The sequence below is a fragment of the Paraburkholderia sp. SIMBA_030 genome, assembly GCF_046535245.1.
Classification (GTDB): domain Bacteria; phylum Pseudomonadota; class Gammaproteobacteria; order Burkholderiales; family Burkholderiaceae; genus Paraburkholderia.
Genome location: NZ_JAWRXB010000006.1, coordinates 41,021 through 58,533 on the forward strand (window position 1 = coordinate 41,021; position 17,513 = coordinate 58,533).

Consider the following 17,513-nt stretch of genomic DNA (forward strand, 5'->3'; position numbering starts at 1 on the left):
AACAGGATGATCTTGTGAGCGATGTAACGAGCGCTGAATTGCGGGCACTGATGGGTCGTGTGCCATCGGTGGAGAAGGTGATGGCGTCGGCCGAGTTTGCGCCGCTCGTGGTCGAGTTCGGCCGCTCGCAGGTTTTGAATGCGTTGCGTCACGCGCTCGACAGCTGGCGCGCGAGCGTGCAGTCGGGAGACGCGTCGGTCAGCGCGCTCGATGCGGCGCAACTCGCGATGTCGGTCAAGGGGGCGCTTCGCAAGCGCAACCAGGCCCGCTTGCGCAGCGTCTTCAATCTGACCGGCACGGTGCTGCATACCAATCTCGGCCGCGCGTTGCTGCCTGACGAAGCGGTGCACGCCGTCGTGAAGGCGCTCACGCAACCCGCCAACCTCGAGTTCGATCTTGCGACAGGCAAGCGCGGCGATCGCGACGATCTGATCGACGAACTCATCTGCGAACTGACCGGCGCGGAAGCGGCGACCGTGGTCAACAACAACGCCGCGGCTGTGTTGCTCACGTTGTCGGCGCTCGCGTCGAAGAAAGAAGTGATCGTGTCGCGTGGCGAGCTGGTTGAAATCGGCGGCGCGTTTCGCATTCCCGACATCATGAGCCGCGCGGGCGCGAAGCTGCGCGAAGTCGGCACCACGAATCGCACGCATCTGAAGGATTACGAAGAAGCAATCAGCCCGCGCACCGCGCTGCTGATGAAAGTCCACACGAGCAACTACGCGATCAACGGCTTCACCAAAGAGGTCGGTGTCGGTGAAATCGCGCCGCTCGCCCATTCGCGAGGTCTTGCCGTTGCCGTGGATCTCGGCAGCGGCACGCTGGTCGATCTGGCGCAATGGGACTTGCCGCGCGAAACCACGGTACGGGAGACCATCGAAGCCGGCGCCGACCTCGTCACGTTCAGCGGCGATAAATTGCTCGGCGGCCCACAAGCCGGCTTGATCGTCGGCCGGCGCGACCTGATCGCGCGAATCAAGAAGCATCCTCTCAAACGTGCTCTGCGGGTCGGCAAACTGACGCTTGCAGCGTTGGAGCCGGTGCTGCAACTCTATCGCGCGCCGGAGCGGCTCGCTGAACGGTTGACTACGCTGCGCTTGCTCACACGTCCCGCCGACGATATCCGGCTTGTGGCGGAACGCATGCAACCCGCGTTGCAGCGTGCAATCGGCGAGCGCTACGCGGTGGCGGCGGAACCGATGTTCAGCCAGATCGGCAGCGGCGCGTTGCCTGTCGACGTGCTGGCGAGCTATGGCCTTGTCGTGAGGATGGCTGATGGAAGGCGCGGCGGCCGTCAGTTGCTCGCGCTGGAGAAGGTGCTGCGCGAGATGGCGCGGCCCGTCATCGGCCGAATCGCGGTCGACGCGTTGCGCCTCGATCTGCGTTGTCTCGAAGCCGCCGATGAAGCGCAACTACTCGAGCAACTGCTTGAGCAATCGAAGGGCGCGCGCGCATGATCGTCGGTACGGCGGGACATATCGATCACGGCAAGACGAGTCTGGTAAGAGTGCTTTCCGGCGTCGATACCGATCGGTTGAAGGAAGAAAAGGCGCGCGGCATTTCGATCGAACTTGGCTATGCGTACGTGCCGCTCGAGAACGGCGACGTGCTCGGCCTGATCGATGTTCCGGGTCACGAAAAACTCGTCCACACGATGACCGCCGGCGCGAGCGGTATCGATTTCGCGCTGCTCGTGATCGCCGCCGACGACGGCGTGATGCCGCAAACGCGCGAACATCTGGCCATTGTGCAACTGCTCGGCATCGAGCGTGGCGCGATAGCGTTGACAAAGGTCGATCGCGTGGACGCGCAGCGGTTGCAGGACGTGCGTCGGGAAATCGCGGCGTTTCTGCGCGGCAGCGTGCTGCAGGACGCGCCTGTTTTCGACACCTGCGCGATGCGTGCCGACGATTCCGGCGTCGCTTCGTTGAAGGCACATCTGCTCGCTGCCGCCGCGGACTGGCGGATGAAACGCGACGATGGCCTGTTCCGTCTCGCGGTCGACCGGGTCTTCACGCTCGCGGGGCAAGGGACGATCGTGACGGGGACGGTAGTGGCGGGGCGCGTCGATGTCGGCGATACGATGCTGCTCGCGCCAAAAAATCAGCCCGTGCGCGTGCGCAGTATTCATTCGCAGAATCGTCCGGCCACAGCCGGGCGGGCCGGGGAGCGCTGCGCGCTGAATCTTGCGGGCATCGAAAAGAGCGCGATCGATCGCGGCGACTGGATCGTCGATCTGCGTCTGTCGCAGGCGTCGGAACGTATCGATGCGATGTTGACGCTGCTTGCCGATGCGCCGTTCACGCTGGAGCACTGGGCGCCGTTGCACGTGCATCTGGGCACGCAGCATCAGGTTGCGCATGTCGCGTTGCTCGACAGTGCGACGCTTGCCGCCGGTCAGCGCGGGCGTGTGCAATTCGTGTTCGAGCGCCCGGTTTGCGCGCTTCCCGGTGACCGCTTCGTCGTGAGGAATGCGCAGGCTAGTCGCACCATCGGCGGCGGTCATGTGCTCGATCCGTTTGCGCCGGCGCGCAAGCGTCGTTCCGCTGAACGCCTCGCATGGCTCGATGCGATGCAGGCCATGCTGGAGACTGGAACGCTCGACGCCATGTTTGCTTGCGCACCTCACGGCCTGTCACGCTCCTTGCTGGAGCGTTTAACGGGCATGCCGGCCGCGGCGCTTGATTTGCCGCTCGACACACGCGTGGTCGAGCTTCCCGGCGACGCCGCGTTGCTCGTCGCAAACGCCGCATGGCAAGCGCTGGCTGCGCGATTGACTGCGGCGCTGAAGCAATACCATGAACGCGTGCCTGACGAACCAGGCCCGGATGCATCGCGCCTGCGGCGGATGGCGGCGCCTCTCGTCGACGAGGCGGTGTGGCGCGCGCTAGTCGACGATGCCGGGGGGCGCGGCGCGATCGTCAGACGCGGGCCCTGGTTGTGTCTCCCGGACCACGCGGTGACGCTCGACGACGCCGATCGCGCGCTCGCGGCGGCGCTGCTGCCGGCTGTGAAAGAAGGGCGCTTCGATCCTCCCTGGGTCCGCGATCTGGCGAGCGCGCATGACGTATCCGAGGACCGCGTGCGTCAGTTGATGCGCAAGCTAGCGCAGCAGGGAGAGATTTTTCAGGTCGTGCACGACCTCTTTTACCATCCTGATGCGATTCGCGAACTGGCCTCGATTGCGGTCGCCGAAGCCCATAAGAACGCAGGGACAGTGGCTGCCGCGCCGTTTCGCGATGCCACCGGTCTTGGACGAAAGCGTGCGATTCAGCTCTTAGAGTTTTTCGACCGGGTTGGTTATACTCGCTTCCACCGTGGGCTGCATCTGATGCGCACGGATAGTCGTTGGCTCGATCTGCTCTGATTCGCAACGAATGATCTGATCACCGTAGGAAGGCATCCGTATCCGGTGGTACGGCTGGGCTTCAAACCCAGTTGAGGGCGTCAGCCGCTCTCAGGTCGGTTCGACTCCGGCTGCCTTCCGCCCCAGGTTTTACGGGGTTTTCATGGCAATCGCGAATATCACCGGATGCCAGTCATTCCCCTTGGTGCGGGGGTCGTGGAAGATCGCCTTCCGTGCCTTGAATGTGTGCTCCGCGACGAGTTCGCTGGTGCGTAGCCCGGACCAGATAGCGAACTGCAAGAAGTTTCGAAATTGCGGAGCGGCAACGGCGAGAAGTTTCACCTGCTCCTCCGATGTGAAGGGGCCGACACGCTGTGATCGAGCGGCGTGGAGTCGCGGGGACCCTAAGCGCTCCCGTTGGGTTGCGCCAGCTTGCTGTGCAACTCCAGCGTCAACGCCTCGATACGTTCACTCATCTGCTTTGTCATTGCGGTGAGCTGCGTGTTCTGCTCGAGCAATGCAACAAGCTGCTCGGTCTGCCTGGCCGCCAGCACCTGGCGCTGTTCGCTCGCCAGCGCGAGGTCTTCGCGGTGGCGAGCGTCGGCATCAGCATGAACCTTGTCGCGATCCGCCTGACGTGTTTGTGCGAGCAGAATCAGCGGCGCGGCGTACGCTGCCTGAAGGCTGAAGGCAAGATTCAGAAGGATGAAAGGATAAACGTCGAACTTGGTCAAACCGAGCATGTTCACGGCAATCCAGACCGCAACGATAGCCGTCTGCGCAATCAGGAAGGTTGGTGTTCCAAAGAAACGCGCGAAGCTTTCGGCCTTGAGCGCAAACCAGTCGTCGCCGAACACCGAGCTGAGATGGACGTGCGGCATGTGGAACCGATAATGATGATCGGCGTTCGCCTTAGCTTCGTGGAGTGGGGCGTGTTTGTGATTCGCGTCGCTCATGGTGGTGACCTGTTGATTAAAGGTTGGGGGTAGGCTTCGGTTCTCACCGGCGAATTTTTATGTAAGAGCCCTAAGGAGTAGCTGCGAGGGGGAGCGGAGCCAAAGTGTTGACGTCGAACAGAGTCCCTTGGCGCGGTCAGGGATGACCATTCCTCGTCCGAAACATCCGTTGGGTATGGCTTGCGAACTGTCATCCCGCCAGGTTACCAGGTCTGACAGAAAGGATCACGGACAGAACCGCCTGCAGACGGGATGCGGCCTGTGGCTGCGCGACCGTATGCACGGCTGGCTGATCGCGGCGGCCATCATGCAGCGCAACTTTCCATTTCGCAGTTGCCAGCTCAAGCGACACCGCCAGTACAACGTCCTCGGCGCACGGCCTGGAGACCTGTTGTGTGTGCATGATGCTCTCCCTTGAGCAAGCCTTGACAAGCTGATTTTACGGATCAGCTCGCCGGCCTTCCTGCTGCATTGGATCTAACCCGCTCTAGCGGGGTAGTAGGCCGGCCCGTTGCGCAGCCACCTGGATAGCATAAACAGCGGAAGCCGTTATCACACCTGTCACCAGCACGCCGAGCAGTCCAAGCAATATTGCGACGATCCGACCAAGCATGGTAGTCGGTACCACGTCGCCGTAGCCGATGGTCAGCGCCGTGACCGCGCAAAAGTAGGCGGTTTGACCTAGCGATGACTGCGTTCGCGTGGATGCATCGACGGTCCCACCAACGTAATACATCGCGACCGACAGAATGAGGAAAAGCATCAGCAGAATCGCCAGAATCGCGCGCAGATGCCAGAGCACCATAGCAAACTCGGCAATCGCACGGCGCGGTTGGATCCGGGCGCGAACAGTATCCTTGGCGGCATTATCCATGTCGTGAACCCCTTAGACAATTGAAAAGCGAACTGCGACGATATCTGCCGGTGGAAGTTGGACGCTTTCGACATGCAGAGGCTTGGTTAGCCCTCTTTTGGTCGTTGCTGCGACAGCTTACTACTGGTCGTGTTGTCGGTCTCTCGCAGCGCCGCGTTGGCCGTGACTAACAATGCTGCATCATGGTCACGCAGCACTGCTTCGGCTGCGTCGAAAGCCTTCGTCAGCTCCTTCTGCCCAGGCTTCGTCGCGTTGCCGCCTTCCGCAATGGCATCAGCCTCCTTCTTCAATCGTTTTACGAGTTTCGCAGCAAACCGGCTATCTAGCGACCCATCCTGGACTAGCTCCTTGACCTGTAGTGTCAACGCCACCAACGCCTGTCCAGTTGTTTCATTCGAGTCGCTGGCATCATCAGAAAACGATTTCTTGCTCATCAAAATTCTCCAAAGTGTATTTACTCTCGTTGGCGACCGGCCGTATCCAGCTCGAGGAACCTGTGGCTGATCCGACGACCGTTTTCAAGTCCAAAATCGAATGCAACAGGACCTATCCGGCCCAATTGAATTTTTCAGGTGCGACCCATTAAGGCGTGTTTCCCCATATGGCTGGCACTAGCGTCGCGCCAGTCTTTGCTGAATTTGAGTGAAGAGCCAACTGACGAGTAGCGTGGAAACCGTGCCTAGGACGACCTGCACGAGCCGGAACAACGGCACGCCCCATAGCGGCCCTTGCGCGGGAACCAGCAGCACGATAGTCGCAGTGATGGCGCCAAGGCGCGCTGCGCTGCCCACGTTCACGCACCAGCAGACGACGATTACCGCGGCAATTGTCGTCGCGTAGCCCAGCATCTCGTGCGTGCCAGCGCCGAACGACGCGCCGACGAAACCGAAGAGGCCACCCACCATGGCCCCGATGAACTGGTCGCGCGAGAGGTTGCGGGTATCCGCGTAGCTGTGCTGTGTGACCGCGATAGCCGTAATTGCGGCCCAGAAAGCCTGGTCAGTGTGCAGCGCACAGGCGATGCCGTAGGCGAGACATGCGCCGCAGACGGCCTGCAGCGCCGTCAGGCTGCCCTCGGCGAGCCGGTCGCGAAACGGCAGGCTCTTGAGCAGGCCGATCAATATGTCGGCGGCGCGGATGCGCGCTTCGTTTCGCGTTTCTTTCGTTTCAGTCATGCGCTACACCGCACAATACCGAGAATCCGCTGCACCACGTCATGACGTCGCCCGCAAAGCGGCCATTGACGACCGGCAGCCCTTTGACCAGTGCGCCGACCATTGCACCCTGCATGAAGGCGGCGACGACCGAACCCACCACGAAGCCCACGTTCCAGATCACCCGCGTACGGCGCGCCATACCCCGAAATTCGAAGGCGACGCCGCGAAAGATCAGCCCGGTGAGCATCAGGATCACGGGCACATAGAACGCTGAGATCAGCAACGAGTAGACCGGCGAGAAAGCGCCCCACAACACGACACCGGCCACGATCAGCCAGGTTTTCCGCCGAGAGGAGATAGAGCCCCGGCTTCACCCTGTTCCTGCCGAACAGCAGCACACCGAAGAACGATGCCTCGAGCATGAAGGCCGTGAAGGTCTCATAGGACAGCAGCGGTCCCTGAATCGGCCCGGAAAGGCGTGACAGTTCGCTCCAGTTCGTGCCGAACTCGAAGGCCAGTACGATTCCGGAGACCACGCCCATGCCGAATGCGATCCCGAATATCTTCAGCCAGAAGTCGAAGACGCGGCGGTACACGGGTCGCCGGGTAATCAGATGCAGCGCTTCCAGTACCGTCAGCCACGCAGCCAGACCGATGGTGAACGACGGAAAGATGACGTGAAACGATACCGTGAAAGCGAACTGCAATCGCGACAGCATGAGCGCAGTAGTGTCCATACCGCTCCCCTAAGGACAGAGGTTGGTTTGCGCAACCGAGACACGTTGCTGAATCGGTGGCCGTGAATTGCCCGGCAGGACGTTCATCAGGCCCACGGTCACATTGAGGTCCGCAGTGCAGTCACCAGGCCGTAGTGACTGAACTGAACGGTTCATGCTTCCAGGTGCTTGATGATACCTGGCGGGGCGAAGGACTGCTATTACATGAATCTGGAATCAGCCCGGCGATGCCATGGGCGCTCGGCGCTTGCTGAGCAGCGAGGACAGGGAATCAGGACGACTTGTGCGCAATGGCGACCGGCTTCCTCGGCAAACAGACTGAGTGTGTCGCCCACGATGTCATAGCAGCGCTTTACGCCCACTCGTTCGAGGACTTCGACATTCCGTAATTTTCTTGCCCATGTACATCTCCGACACGTGAGGTGATGGGATGAATGCCCTGTGGGATACGCGCAGGATTCAGGTTCGCGCGTCGGGCTGCTTCAGTACGTAGCGTGACAGTGGTGTGGTTTTGCTGTTTTCTGGTACGAACGGTAACTTTTCGTTTCGCACGATGATTCTTCCCCGCCAGGAGTCGTCGGTCGGTATTTCGCATCGCGGCCCAGGCGGGACGCTCAGCCGCAGCGGAAGTGATCGATGCTCTGGCCTGCGGCCACTGCGCGGCGCAGCCACTCAGGCATCTCGCCGAGACCTGTCCACGCATTGCCGTATGCATCGCGATAGCGAATCATCTGATCATCCTCGACATCGCGATTGAGCGCGTGTTCCAGCGCTTCGATCGTGATCCCGGATTTCATCATGCGACGCCTGAGCCAACAGATCAGGCGCTCGCGCGCTTCTCCTTCAAGACGCTCAATGAACGTCGACATAGGTCGCTCCCGGGCGTGAATTTCATTGTGCGGATCAAAGGGTGTGGGCTACGGCTTTCGACTTGGCATGCCGTTCGCGTGCGACCCTTTCATGAACCCCGCGCGTCAATGTTTCGGTCCGCTCGGGGACGTCGCTGCGCGGGAAGAGGTTGGGTTGCTTCGTGCATGACGCTCTTGTCGGTTGAATGTGTTATCGATGTTGCAAATGTAGCGGCTTCGCCCTAAGCGTCGTTTAGCGAAGGCACGCTCGACTTCCAATACGCACGACGGGCAGCGGCAGGCAGGCGAACTCGACACACCACCCGGGGCCGCGACATGTGCAACCCCGTCGCACGAAAGGAGTCCCGCTGCGCGGTCACTATCCGGGCCCGGGCGCGCAGCGACTGCGCCCAGCAAGGCCGCATATGGGTGGGCAGTCTGTCCCGCCGCTTTTCCGCCTGTTTTGCGACTCCCCCGGGAGGGTTGACCGCATGGTTTGCGGGCGCGTTCGCCGGCCTTGTATTGATGAATGTGCCGGGACCGGTGCAGTCGTTCTCCGCGCCAGCGAGCTTTGTCGTGCCCTGGCTTGTGTATCGGGGCATGCTCAATTCGGCTAAACGAACGTGGTTCGTGCGTGGCTAGAACGTAGACAGACACCGAAGGTGGCGAGCCGCCTTTCAGGATCTTATATCTCCGGTCCATACAGGGTACCTAGTCGCCGGGAACAGGTAACAGCAGGCGGAGCGGCGCTGGTCCAGCGCCGGTTTGTGTTTTTGTACGCTGTCAGGAAGTCTTACAGCCGGCGCAGGTCCGAACATCCATTTGTTTCAAAGCAGATGCAGAATCCCGCCGTTGTCGCCTGCAATTGGCGACCAGTCACACGGGACATCGTTTTTGAGTGGCAAAAATAATTCCTGCATGGGGTGGAGGTGTTCAGAACTTCAAATCCTCTCTCCCGGGTTTCCGCCCGTGCGAATCAAGGAGCCGATAGCGGGCGTGCATCAAGGAGAAAGGCGAGGGAGGGGTGCGGGCAACACGGTCCCTCGCCCCTTGATGCCCGCCCGCTATCGGCTACGGTCGCGGGTCAAGATCGCACATCCTTTCAAGACGCTATCGCTTGCATGGGATGCCGAGTCAGAGATCCTGCAGCTTGATGCCCTCCAGTGGCAATTCTGCCCATTACCAGCGCGGACGCTTTGCACGGGCTGTCATGACATTCTCGTGAAACCCAAGTCCTATTCGTGCCCGCGCTCCGCTCAAGTATTAGCCATGCTCATACAAGAATCCGCCATGCATATACTTGGTTGCTTCGGCGCCCAGCGTGAGCACGCGGGTGCCGCTCGGCAATCCGCGCGCTCGTAGTTGAGAAAGCGCCAGCCAAATCGCTGCAGATCCTGTATTACCAATTTGATGCGCGTTGACGAATATCTTGTTAAGTGGAATGTCGAAATGCGCTGCAAGCTGCACGCCAATGCGCCCGTTTGCTTGATGCGGAATGATCCAGTCAACCGTGCCTGGCGTAACCCCTTGGCAAGCCGCCGCGGCCAGACCTTCTTCGAACAGCCCTACTCCAGTCTCCGCAATCCGGCCGTAATCATGGCTGAAGCTGAGCGGCGAAGAGGCAGACGCGGCACAATCGGAGCCGCCAGTGCGCATCTCGAGCCCAGGGGACTTGCCCAAACCAATGGAGCCGAACCAACTTGCCCGCAATCGATGCGGCCCCCGATCCGAAGGCGCCAACACGATCGCTGCCGCGCCGTCGCCCATTTGGACGAGACTGACTCGCTGGTCCCGGTCAGTCGCAGCGCGGGCCGGATCAAAGAAGAGCGAGCCGGTCTCCGACCCCACAATTGCCACCGGTCGCGCACCTGCGGGCGCCAGCAGCCCGAAGGCGATCACCAGTGCGTTTGCGAATCCCGTGCACGCCTGGCGCAGTTCGAGATGAGGCCCAGCGTAGCCAAGTTCATCCGCCACCAGCGCGATATTGGACGGCAATGGCTGCGCCGGCGTGGCAGTATGGCCGATTAAATAACCGAGATCACCGGCTGTAAGGCCTGCCTCGTCGAGTGCGATGCGTATGGCGTTTGCCGCAAGCTCGGGGTTGCGTGCGCCAGGTACAGGAGCCTCGACGCGGGCCCGGAACGCACGGCTGATATGACGCGTCTCAATTGCCAGCCGCCGCGCCGTTGCGCTTATCGCGCGCAAAGACAGTCCAGGTGAGAAAGGGGCCACCAAGTCAAATAATTGTTCGTTACCGACCGGTGGCCCAGGTAAAGAAACGCCTGTGCCCAGAACAGCAACACTGCCGTTCGCGTACCAATTCCGGGTGGATGCTGTAGTCATAGCAAGCCATTCGGCAAGCGCGCGACATGGCGGATGAGCGCGTCTGGATCAATACGAAGTCCTTCGAATGCCGCGCCTCGCAGGCGCAATAAATCCGCGAGCGACAGCCGTGCGACCGCGGCAGCGTGGTGCATTCGATCGCTTGTTCCGAGTGCGTGGACCAGGGTTTTCGCCACTGCAACATGACGCGCCTCATCATGACGAATACGCTGAAACAGTTGGACGATCACTGCATCATGCGAGAGCGCTGCGCGAGACGCGATCAGGCGTGACAGAATTGTACAAGCGGCCGCATCGATCGCCGCAATCCGCGCGAGATGCAGCGCCGGCCCTTGGGCTGCCAGGTGGATATGGAATCGACGCGCGGCGCGGCGGAGTTCTGCCGCATCTTTGGACGGTGGCAGCATGACAGTGAGTTGCTGCAATAGCGATTCGTGAACACGTTCCTCCATTTCAATTCGCCGCAACGCCATAGTCGTTTCAGTGTCGCTGCCCGCTTGATCGGCCAGCCGATGAAAGGCGATCGTCGCAGCTTCCTCGCCGCAGCTAAGCAATGGCAAAACATCTGCCAGGGCTTGTGCGGTGGCCTCATCGAGGCGCGGCGCAGCCACAAATGGTACCGGTAGGGCATCTGCTGGGCGCGACAAGACAAAGCACACGCCTGATGCGGAACTCACGGCAACCTGTTCCACCTTGTCCACAATAAGGCGCATTTGCAACTTCCTGTCGAAAATTGGCTGACCTGACGGTCTGACGTACTTAGTCGCCTCAATTGGAACGACACCGTTCGGAACCTTTTTATAATTTCTGGATATGAAAGCCGAGGTTCGTCTGTCGAGAAGTCCGGAAAGATTTAAATCCTTCAAAATCGGGCGACCAGATCAGTCAGCCATTGCGGCGAGATAGCGAGAGCGACTCCTTCAAGTTGGTGATCAAGCCCCGTAATGACTAGCAAACCAACCGCGATCAGCAAGCCGCCGAGTATCTGCTTACTGCTTCCTCCAACACGCATCAATCTGCCGCGCCACCGACTCAACATGCTACGTGCCGCGACTGCGATGGCGAGCAATGTCGACGCGATTCCAAGTCCAAAGGCCAGCATCACTAAAGCGGCTTCGCTCAGATTCTTTCCCTGACTGGCAAGTACCGTCGCTGCACCGAGCGTTGGCCCGACACAAGGACTCCAAACCAAGCCAAGCAACGCCCCGATCGCCGCTTGGCCGATGAGGCCATAGCGGTCCAATGCCGTCTGGCTGTGGCTCGCCCAGTCGGCGATCGGTGCGACGATCCGGTTGAACAAAACTTGGGCGCGATCGACCAACGTCACAATCCCGATCAGGATCAAAGCTACTGCGCCGATGGAACGGACGAGATCGGCGTCTGGGGCATTGGAGACTCCTGATGCCGCAAGAGTGAGACCCAACAACGTGAATGACAGGACCAGTCCGCCCGTGAGCGCGAACGGGCCGAAGCGGCTTTTTTGCGCCGCACTCCCCAGCACGATTGGCACGAGCGGGAGCACGCACGGCGAAAGGATTGTCAGTGCGCCTGCCGCAAAGCCCAGCGGCAGCAGGTCTAGAGCCGCGGACATAGCTACTGCACAGCACTTGTGAGCAAAGTTTGGATCTTCCCGGGATCTGTCTGGAAGATTAAGCGACCCGTCTCGGTCGCGCCCTTGAACGCAATTAACGTACCCTGTTTAGAAACACCGAAGCGTTTCAACTCGGACTTTTGACGATCGTAATTGAGCTCGAAAACGACGAGCTTGTCGTACGCCGGCGCGGCGACAATCTTCTTGATCGTATGTCTTTGTGATGCACATACAGGGCACCACCACGCCCGAACGTCAATAAGCACCGGCTCGCCAGCAGCTTGAGCGGAAGCGAATGCCGCGCTATCGAATTCGTGAAATTCGGCAGCTTGAATTGCTGTAGAAAGTAACATTGCCATGCTCAATGCGGCTGCGGGGCGAAAGATGTTCATGGGGACACTCCCTGGGGCATTGCACTGTTAATCCGGAGTGATTGGTCTGCCTGTCACTTCGTCCGTGGACGCTGACACGGTCGCTCCGGCTTCTAAAATGGACCAACGGCGGCTTTGATTGGTAATTCGCCATACCTTCGGCGTCGGTTACAGCAGTTCGACTATTTTTATGCTTCTTTTACGCTGTAGAGTGTTCTCGCACGATGCGCGGGCGCCGCTCTGCATCGGTCCCGTCCGGTCCTGTCGGCCCGGACGCGCAAGGCGTACCCGGCAAGAGTTGGCAGTCAGGTGTAACCGAACGCGGCCGCCAACCGAACTAGTTCTAGAGTCAATGCAGGTAGAACGATATGGAAACCGGCCGTCTGGTCTCGCTGCTAGCCGCCGACGTCACGCCCGTCGATCCGCATGCGGGTGCACGGCGTTTCAGCTGGGCGCTGCTCGCTGGCGCGATCGGCGCAACGCTGCTCGTGTTGATCTTCTACGGTCCTCGGCCCGATCTGCGCGAGATGCCCGTCACGCCGCTCTTCTGGGCCAAGCTGGCGTTCCCGGTCGCGCTCGCCGCAGGCTCGCTTCTCGTCACCGCGCGTCTTTCGCGGCCCGGCGCTGCCGTGCGCGCGGCATGGGCAGGGATTGCCGTTCCCGTCGGCGTCGTCTGGCTTGCGGGCCTGGCCGTGTTTTGGCTCGCGCCTTCCGCGCAGCGCGCCGAGCTGCTCTTTGGCCATACGTGGCGCACTTGCCCGTTGAACATCGCCGTCCTTTCGGTACCCGGCTTCGCTGCGGCGCTTTGGGCCGTGCGCGGGCTCGCGCCGACGCGGCTGCGGCTCGCGGGCGCGGCCGCCGGCGCGCTCGGAAGCGCTACCGGGACCGTTGCCTATTGCCTCCATTGTCCGGAAATGGGGGTGCCGTTCTGGGCCGTCTGGTACGTCATCGGCATGGCGCTTCCCGTCGTGGCGGGCGCGCTTCTCGGGCCGCGATGCTTGCGATGGTAGAAGGCCGACCGACCGTGCATTCGACAGAGACGCGAATGAGAGCCCTGCTCATCAGCAGCATGAGCGGCGACGCCGTGGCCTATCACACTTTCCTGAGCGAGCTGACGCGCCACTTGCGCGGCTACCTGCGCAAACGCATTCCTCAGCTCACGGACGACGTCGAGGACCTCGTCCAGGAGATCCTGCTTGCCGTCCACAACGGGCGGCACACTTACCGGCCCGAGGAGCCGCTGACGGCGTGGGTTCACGCGATCGCGCGCTACAAGCTGATGGATTTCTTCAGGGCACGGGCGCGCCGCGAATCGCTGCACGATTCCATCGACGATCACTTCGACATCTTCTGCGCGTCGGACGACGAACCATTGGCGGCACGCCGCGACATCGGCAAGCTGCTCGATCAGCTGCCCGACAAGCAGCGCTTGCCGATTCTGCATGTGAAGCTCGAGGGTCTGTCGGTCGCCGAAACCGCGCAGCTGACAGGGCTCTCGGAATCGGCCGTCAAGGTCGGCGTGCATCGCGGCCTCAAGGCACTCGCGGCCAGGCTGCGCGGGGTTGCTTAAGTAGTTGGGTGCCTGAAGCCAGCAACTCTCCTTCACCCCCGACACCTGCACTGCAACCTCACGAATTAAAGAATTGGGTTCGCTGTAACCAGTCGTTGATATCCGGCGAATTAACTGGCGTATCCACCACGGATACCTTCCATTCTTACTCTTGGAGAGATTTCATGTCCGCAAAGATCAATGTCAGTGCTGCCCTGCTCGCCGGCGCAGTTGCAAGCCTTCTCGCATCGGCGGCGCATGCCGCGCCGCTCACCAAGGCGGAAGAAAGTGCCGCTCTCGCGGCTCACAAGGAAAAGTGCTATGGCGTCGCGTTGAAGGGGCAAAACGATTGCGCGGCCGGCCCGGGCACGACCTGCCAGGGTACGTCGGCGGTCGATTTCCAGGGCAACTCGTGGAAGTTCGTTCAGGGTGGCACGTGCACGAGCATTCAGGTGCCGGGCGGCGGCCACGGCTCGCTCACGCCGACCTGATCGCGCAAACGACAAGAGGGACGGGACGACCATGAGCGATTCCAAGAGATCAGCGGCGGCGAATTCGCTTGGCCGTCCCCATCGTTCGGCGCCCGGCGCAACCGGGCTTGCCGGCACCAGCTTCAAGCACGCACACCTCGCCGCAATTCTCGAAGACGGCCTGCAAGACGGGTTCTTCGAGGTTCACGCCGAGAACTACATGGGCGCGGGCGGACCGCCGCATCGGGCGCTTGCCGCGATCCGCGAGCGCTACCCGATCTCGCTTCACGGCGTATGCATGTCGATCGGCGGGCCGGATACGCTCGACGTCCGTCACCTTGCGCGCTTTCGCGAGCTGGTGGATCGCTACGAACCTGCGCTCGTTTCCGAACATCTCGCCTGGTCCTCGCACGGCGGGACGTTCTTCAACGACCTCCTGCCCCTGCCCTACACGAAAGCCACGCTCGACAAGGTGTGTGAGCACATCGACCAGGTTCAGGAAACCATCCGTCGTCCGATGCTGCTCGAAAACCCGTCCACCTATGTCGCGTTTGCGTCGTCGATCATGAGCGAGCCGGATTTCATCCGCGCAGTCGCGCAACGGACGGGTTGCGGTCTGCTGCTGGACGTCAACAACGTTTTCGTCTCCGCGGTCAATCACGGTTATTCGGCCCGCGCATATCTCACGGAATTTCCGCTTCAATATGTGGGCGAAATTCATTTGGCCGGCCACAGCGAGCAGCATGACGACGAGAACGCAATGCTGCTCATCGACAGTCACGACCGGGCCATCGCTGTCCCGGTCTGGGATCTTTACCGGCATGTCGTGGTACGCACCGGGCCAATACCGACGCTGATCGAGTGGGACAGCCATCTCCCCGAGTGGCCCGAGTTGCGTGCGCTGGCGCTGGCGGCTCGACGGATCGTCTCGGAGCACGAAACGTTACTCGTGGAGAACGCCGGCCATGAAGCCTGAGTATTGTCCTCTCGAATATGCGGCGGCGTTCGCGCCGGGTCTGACGAATCCGGGGACGGCCGCGCCCGAAGACGTCGTGGCCGCGCGCGGAAAAGGCGTGGTCAAGCGATACAACGTTTATCGCAACAACGTCACGGTCAACCTCATCGACGCGCTGGCCGCCATCTATCCCGCCGTCCAGCGCATCACGGGCGTCGAGTTCTTCCGCGCGATGGCGCGCTCTCACGTCCGCGCCACGCCGCCGGTTTCGCAGCTGTTATTCGAGTACGGGCGGGATTTCCCCTCGTTCATCGAGTCGTACGAGTATGCGCGCGACATGCCCTGGCTCGCGGATACGGCGTACATCGAACGCGCCTGGCTGGACGCGTATCACGCGGCGGACGCCGCGACGCTCAAGGCTGAGACTTTGGCGAGCGTCGATCCGTCATCGTTGGCGCAGGTGCGATTCGTCCCCCACCCCGCCGCGCGAATCGTGCGGTCGCGCTACCCGGCCGTCGCGATCTTCGCGATGAACCGCACGGATGGCCCCGTTTCCCCGCTTTGTTCGAGCGATGCGGAAGACGCGCTCGTCACGCGGCCGGACGAGGACGTGATTGTTTCGCGCCTGCCCGCCGGTGGCGCCGCCTTCCTCATCGCGCTCATCGAGGGCGAGCCGCTCGGCGCCGCGGCCGAAGCGGCGTTCGCAGAGACCGAATCCTTCGACCTGCCGGCCAATCTGGCAGCGATGATTTCAGCTGGCGTGTTTACCGGCATCCAACAGGGGGAGTAATCAAGATGTCGACTCGACAAGACACACGACTGTCCTTCCCGCGCATCGTCGCGAATGCAATCGTGCGCGCGCAACGCCTCGTCGAACGGCTCGCGCAACCGTGGTTCGTGCAACTTGTGCTGCGCATTGCGCTGGCCGTTCCGTTCTGGAAATCGGGTATCCTCAAATGGCACGGTTTCCTGCAACTCAACGATACGGCCATCGACCTCTTCACCGATGAATTCAGGCTGCATCTGCCGGGCGGCCCGTATCCGTTTCCGGCTCCGGCCGTCTTCGCCTTCCTTTCCGCTTGCGGAGAGGTCACGTTTCCGGTGCTGCTCGTGCTCGGCCTCGGCACGCGGTTCGCCGCCGCGGGTCTGCTACTGATGACTTGCATCATCGAATTGACCGTGCCGGACGGCTGGCCGATTCACATCACCTGGGCGGCCATGGCGCTTGGCATCGCTGCTTGGGGACCGGGCCTGATTTCGATCGACTATCTGCTTGGAGACCGTGCGAACAGGTCATGAAAACGCGAGATCTGGTCGCCCGGCTAGCCAGGGACATCTCGCCGGTCGAGCGCAGCGCCGTCCCCAAGCTGCTCAATCGCGCGCTGATCCTCGGCCTTGCCGGCAGCACGGTCCTGCTGGTCGCGCTGTACGGTGTCCGAAGCGACATGCCGGAGCTGATCCTCACGACGATGTTCTGGGTGCGCCTAGTCTTCCCGCTTGCGATTGTCGCTGCGGCCATGAAGCTCGCGGAGCGGCTGGGACGCCCCGGCGCGCCGCTCAAATTCGCCTGGTTCGCGGTCGCGCTGCCCATCGTCACGATGCTGCTCGCCGCCGGAGGCATTCTGATGGCAACGCCGCCGGGCTACCGGCTTCAACTGATGCTCGGCACGACATGGCGCACCACGACGGCGAGCGTCGTGGTGCTGTCTTTTCCGTCGCTCACCGCCATGATGCACGCCATGAAGCAGCTCGCGCCTACCCGCCTCGCGCTGGCCGGCGCGGGCGCGGGCCTGCTGGCCGGCGCACAGGGGCTGCTCGTTTACTCGCTGTATTGCTCGGAGATGGCCGTGCCGTTCTGGGGCGTCTGGTACGTGCTCGCGATCGCCATTACCACCACCATCGGTGCGGCCATCGCGCCGCATTGGCTACGTTGGTGACGTTCGCGGTTTCTGATGGATTCGGCACATTCGCCGCCCGATTGGGTTCGCGCCGTTAGAGTCGAGGACCGGTTCGCCCGTCGAGCCGGTCTCGTCGGTTCGGCTTTCGAGAATGGCCTACAACGGCTTGGTGGCTTGCCGGGAAGGGTAAAGTGACCCTTCAAAACCTTGAGCTTTTGCGTTTTGACACACCCTCGGCCGATCCCGGTCCGACGCAGACCTAGATCGATCGCCGGTCGCAGAGAATATGCGAAAGGCATAAGCCGACCCACTGCAGCCGGTCGCGCGGTCCGGCATCAAAGGGCAGCTAGCAGAGTGGTCCGGCCATCCACACCCGTTTCTCGGGGACAGCAGTTCGGCCGAAGCGGTCACTCACGAA

At 61.6% G+C, this 17,513-nt stretch carries 20 protein-coding genes, 1 tRNA gene and 3 pseudogenes; 11 read left to right on the top strand and 13 right to left on the bottom strand.

Translation table 11 applies throughout. From position 1 onward, the window contains the following. Positions 1-14 precede the first annotated feature (14 nt). The 3 genes from selA to SB772_RS11670 all read left to right on the top strand — a co-directional run bounded on the left by selA (position 15) and on the right by SB772_RS11670 (position 3,487). On the top strand, positions 15-1,457 hold the full coding sequence (selA, locus tag SB772_RS11660; protein WP_410833415.1) for an L-seryl-tRNA(Sec) selenium transferase: 1,443 nt from the start codon (positions 15-17) through the stop codon (positions 1,455-1,457). Further along, complete coding sequence (selB, locus tag SB772_RS11665) at positions 1,454-3,367, top strand: selenocysteine-specific translation elongation factor (protein WP_410833416.1); 1,914 nt, start codon at positions 1,454-1,456, stop codon at positions 3,365-3,367. Before selA ends, selB begins: the two co-directional genes overlap by 4 nt. Before the next feature lie 27 nt (positions 3,368-3,394). Next, a tRNA-Sec gene (locus SB772_RS11670) sits at positions 3,395-3,487 on the top strand. Positions 3,488-3,496: 9 nt separating this feature from the next. Here SB772_RS11670 and SB772_RS11675 read toward each other — a convergent pair. The 9 genes and pseudogenes from SB772_RS11675 to SB772_RS11715 all read right to left on the bottom strand — a co-directional run bounded on the left by SB772_RS11675 (position 3,497) and on the right by SB772_RS11715 (position 7,939). Further along, complete coding sequence (locus SB772_RS11675) at positions 3,497-3,688, bottom strand: hypothetical protein (RefSeq protein ID WP_410833417.1); 192 nt, start codon at positions 3,686-3,688, stop codon at positions 3,497-3,499. A gap of 62 nt (positions 3,689-3,750) precedes the next feature. Next, on the bottom strand, positions 3,751-4,302 hold the full coding sequence (locus tag SB772_RS11680) for a DUF1003 domain-containing protein (protein ID WP_410833418.1): 552 nt from the start codon (positions 4,300-4,302) through the stop codon (positions 3,751-3,753). Positions 4,303-4,525: 223 nt separating this feature from the next. Continuing rightward, positions 4,526-4,705, bottom strand: a pseudogene (locus SB772_RS11685) (IS110 family transposase); the annotation flags it as partial. An 84-nt stretch (positions 4,706-4,789) separates the two neighbouring features. Then, positions 4,790-5,176, bottom strand: a complete 387-nt coding sequence (locus SB772_RS11690; RefSeq protein ID WP_410833419.1) for a potassium channel family protein — start codon at positions 5,174-5,176, stop codon at positions 4,790-4,792. Positions 5,177-5,262: 86 nt separating this feature from the next. Next, positions 5,263-5,610: a hypothetical protein gene (locus tag SB772_RS11695; RefSeq protein WP_410833420.1), complete on the bottom strand. Its 348-nt coding sequence runs from the start codon at positions 5,608-5,610 to the stop codon at positions 5,263-5,265. A 177-nt stretch (positions 5,611-5,787) separates the two neighbouring features. Continuing rightward, complete coding sequence (locus SB772_RS11700; protein WP_410833421.1) at positions 5,788-6,351, bottom strand: FUSC family protein; 564 nt, start codon at positions 6,349-6,351, stop codon at positions 5,788-5,790. Continuing rightward, on the bottom strand, positions 6,344-6,661 hold the full coding sequence (locus SB772_RS11705; RefSeq protein ID WP_410833701.1) for a cytochrome d ubiquinol oxidase subunit II: 318 nt from the start codon (positions 6,659-6,661) through the stop codon (positions 6,344-6,346). The genes SB772_RS11700 and SB772_RS11705 overlap by 8 nt, the downstream gene beginning before the upstream one ends. A gap of 4 nt (positions 6,662-6,665) precedes the next feature. After that, a pseudogene (locus tag SB772_RS11710) lies at positions 6,666-7,070 on the bottom strand (cytochrome ubiquinol oxidase subunit I); the annotation flags it as partial. Positions 7,071-7,684: 614 nt separating this feature from the next. Then, positions 7,685-7,939 (bottom strand): H-NS family nucleoid-associated regulatory protein, encoded by a 255-nt coding sequence (locus SB772_RS11715; protein ID WP_410833422.1) that lies wholly within the window; start codon positions 7,937-7,939, stop codon positions 7,685-7,687. Between the two features lie 453 nt (positions 7,940-8,392). On the opposite strand from SB772_RS11715, the pseudogene SB772_RS11720 reads away from it, so the two are divergent. After that, positions 8,393-8,560 (top strand): annotated as a pseudogene (locus SB772_RS11720) (allantoin permease); the annotation flags it as partial. 621 nt (positions 8,561-9,181) lie between these two features. Here the strand turns inward: SB772_RS11720 and SB772_RS11725 are convergent. The 4 genes from SB772_RS11725 to SB772_RS11740 all read right to left on the bottom strand — a co-directional run bounded on the left by SB772_RS11725 (position 9,182) and on the right by SB772_RS11740 (position 12,244). Next, complete coding sequence (locus tag SB772_RS11725) at positions 9,182-10,261, bottom strand: 3-oxoacyl-ACP synthase III family protein (RefSeq protein ID WP_410833423.1); 1,080 nt, start codon at positions 10,259-10,261, stop codon at positions 9,182-9,184. Beyond that, positions 10,258-10,974, bottom strand: a complete 717-nt coding sequence (locus SB772_RS11730; protein ID WP_410833424.1) for a hypothetical protein — start codon at positions 10,972-10,974, stop codon at positions 10,258-10,260. The genes SB772_RS11725 and SB772_RS11730 overlap by 4 nt, the downstream gene beginning before the upstream one ends. Positions 10,975-11,123: 149 nt before the next feature. Beyond that, entirely contained in the window at positions 11,124-11,852 is a 729-nt protein-coding gene (locus SB772_RS11735; RefSeq protein ID WP_410833425.1) for a cytochrome c biogenesis CcdA family protein, read from the bottom strand. Between the two features lie 2 nt (positions 11,853-11,854). Then, positions 11,855-12,244, bottom strand: a complete 390-nt coding sequence (locus tag SB772_RS11740; RefSeq protein ID WP_410833426.1) for a thioredoxin family protein — start codon at positions 12,242-12,244, stop codon at positions 11,855-11,857. A gap of 347 nt (positions 12,245-12,591) precedes the next feature. On the opposite strand from SB772_RS11740, the gene SB772_RS11745 reads away from it, so the two are divergent. The 7 genes from SB772_RS11745 (at position 12,592) to SB772_RS11775 (ending at position 17,134) form a co-directional block, all read left to right on the top strand. Next, complete coding sequence (locus SB772_RS11745) at positions 12,592-13,233, top strand: DUF1109 domain-containing protein (protein ID WP_410833427.1); 642 nt, start codon at positions 12,592-12,594, stop codon at positions 13,231-13,233. Continuing rightward, entirely contained in the window at positions 13,227-13,793 is a 567-nt protein-coding gene (locus SB772_RS11750; RefSeq protein WP_410833428.1) for a sigma-70 family RNA polymerase sigma factor, read from the top strand. Before SB772_RS11745 ends, SB772_RS11750 begins: the two co-directional genes overlap by 7 nt. Before the next feature lie 164 nt (positions 13,794-13,957). After that, positions 13,958-14,263 carry a DUF2282 domain-containing protein gene (locus SB772_RS11755; RefSeq protein ID WP_410833429.1) on the top strand — a complete coding sequence of 102 codons (306 nt, stop codon included), beginning with the start codon at positions 13,958-13,960 and terminating at the stop codon, positions 14,261-14,263. A 31-nt stretch (positions 14,264-14,294) separates the two neighbouring features. Further along, on the top strand, positions 14,295-15,218 hold the full coding sequence (locus tag SB772_RS11760) for a DUF692 domain-containing protein (RefSeq protein ID WP_410833430.1): 924 nt from the start codon (positions 14,295-14,297) through the stop codon (positions 15,216-15,218). Further along, positions 15,208-15,987, top strand: a complete 780-nt coding sequence (locus tag SB772_RS11765; RefSeq protein ID WP_410833702.1) for a putative DNA-binding domain-containing protein — start codon at positions 15,208-15,210, stop codon at positions 15,985-15,987. Before SB772_RS11760 ends, SB772_RS11765 begins: the two co-directional genes overlap by 11 nt. Positions 15,988-15,992: 5 nt before the next feature. Further along, positions 15,993-16,496: a DoxX family protein gene (locus SB772_RS11770; RefSeq protein ID WP_410833431.1), complete on the top strand. Its 504-nt coding sequence runs from the start codon at positions 15,993-15,995 to the stop codon at positions 16,494-16,496. After that, positions 16,493-17,134, top strand: a complete 642-nt coding sequence (locus SB772_RS11775; protein WP_410833432.1) for a DUF1109 domain-containing protein — start codon at positions 16,493-16,495, stop codon at positions 17,132-17,134. Before SB772_RS11770 ends, SB772_RS11775 begins: the two co-directional genes overlap by 4 nt. The last annotated feature ends 379 nt before the right edge of the window (positions 17,135-17,513 follow it).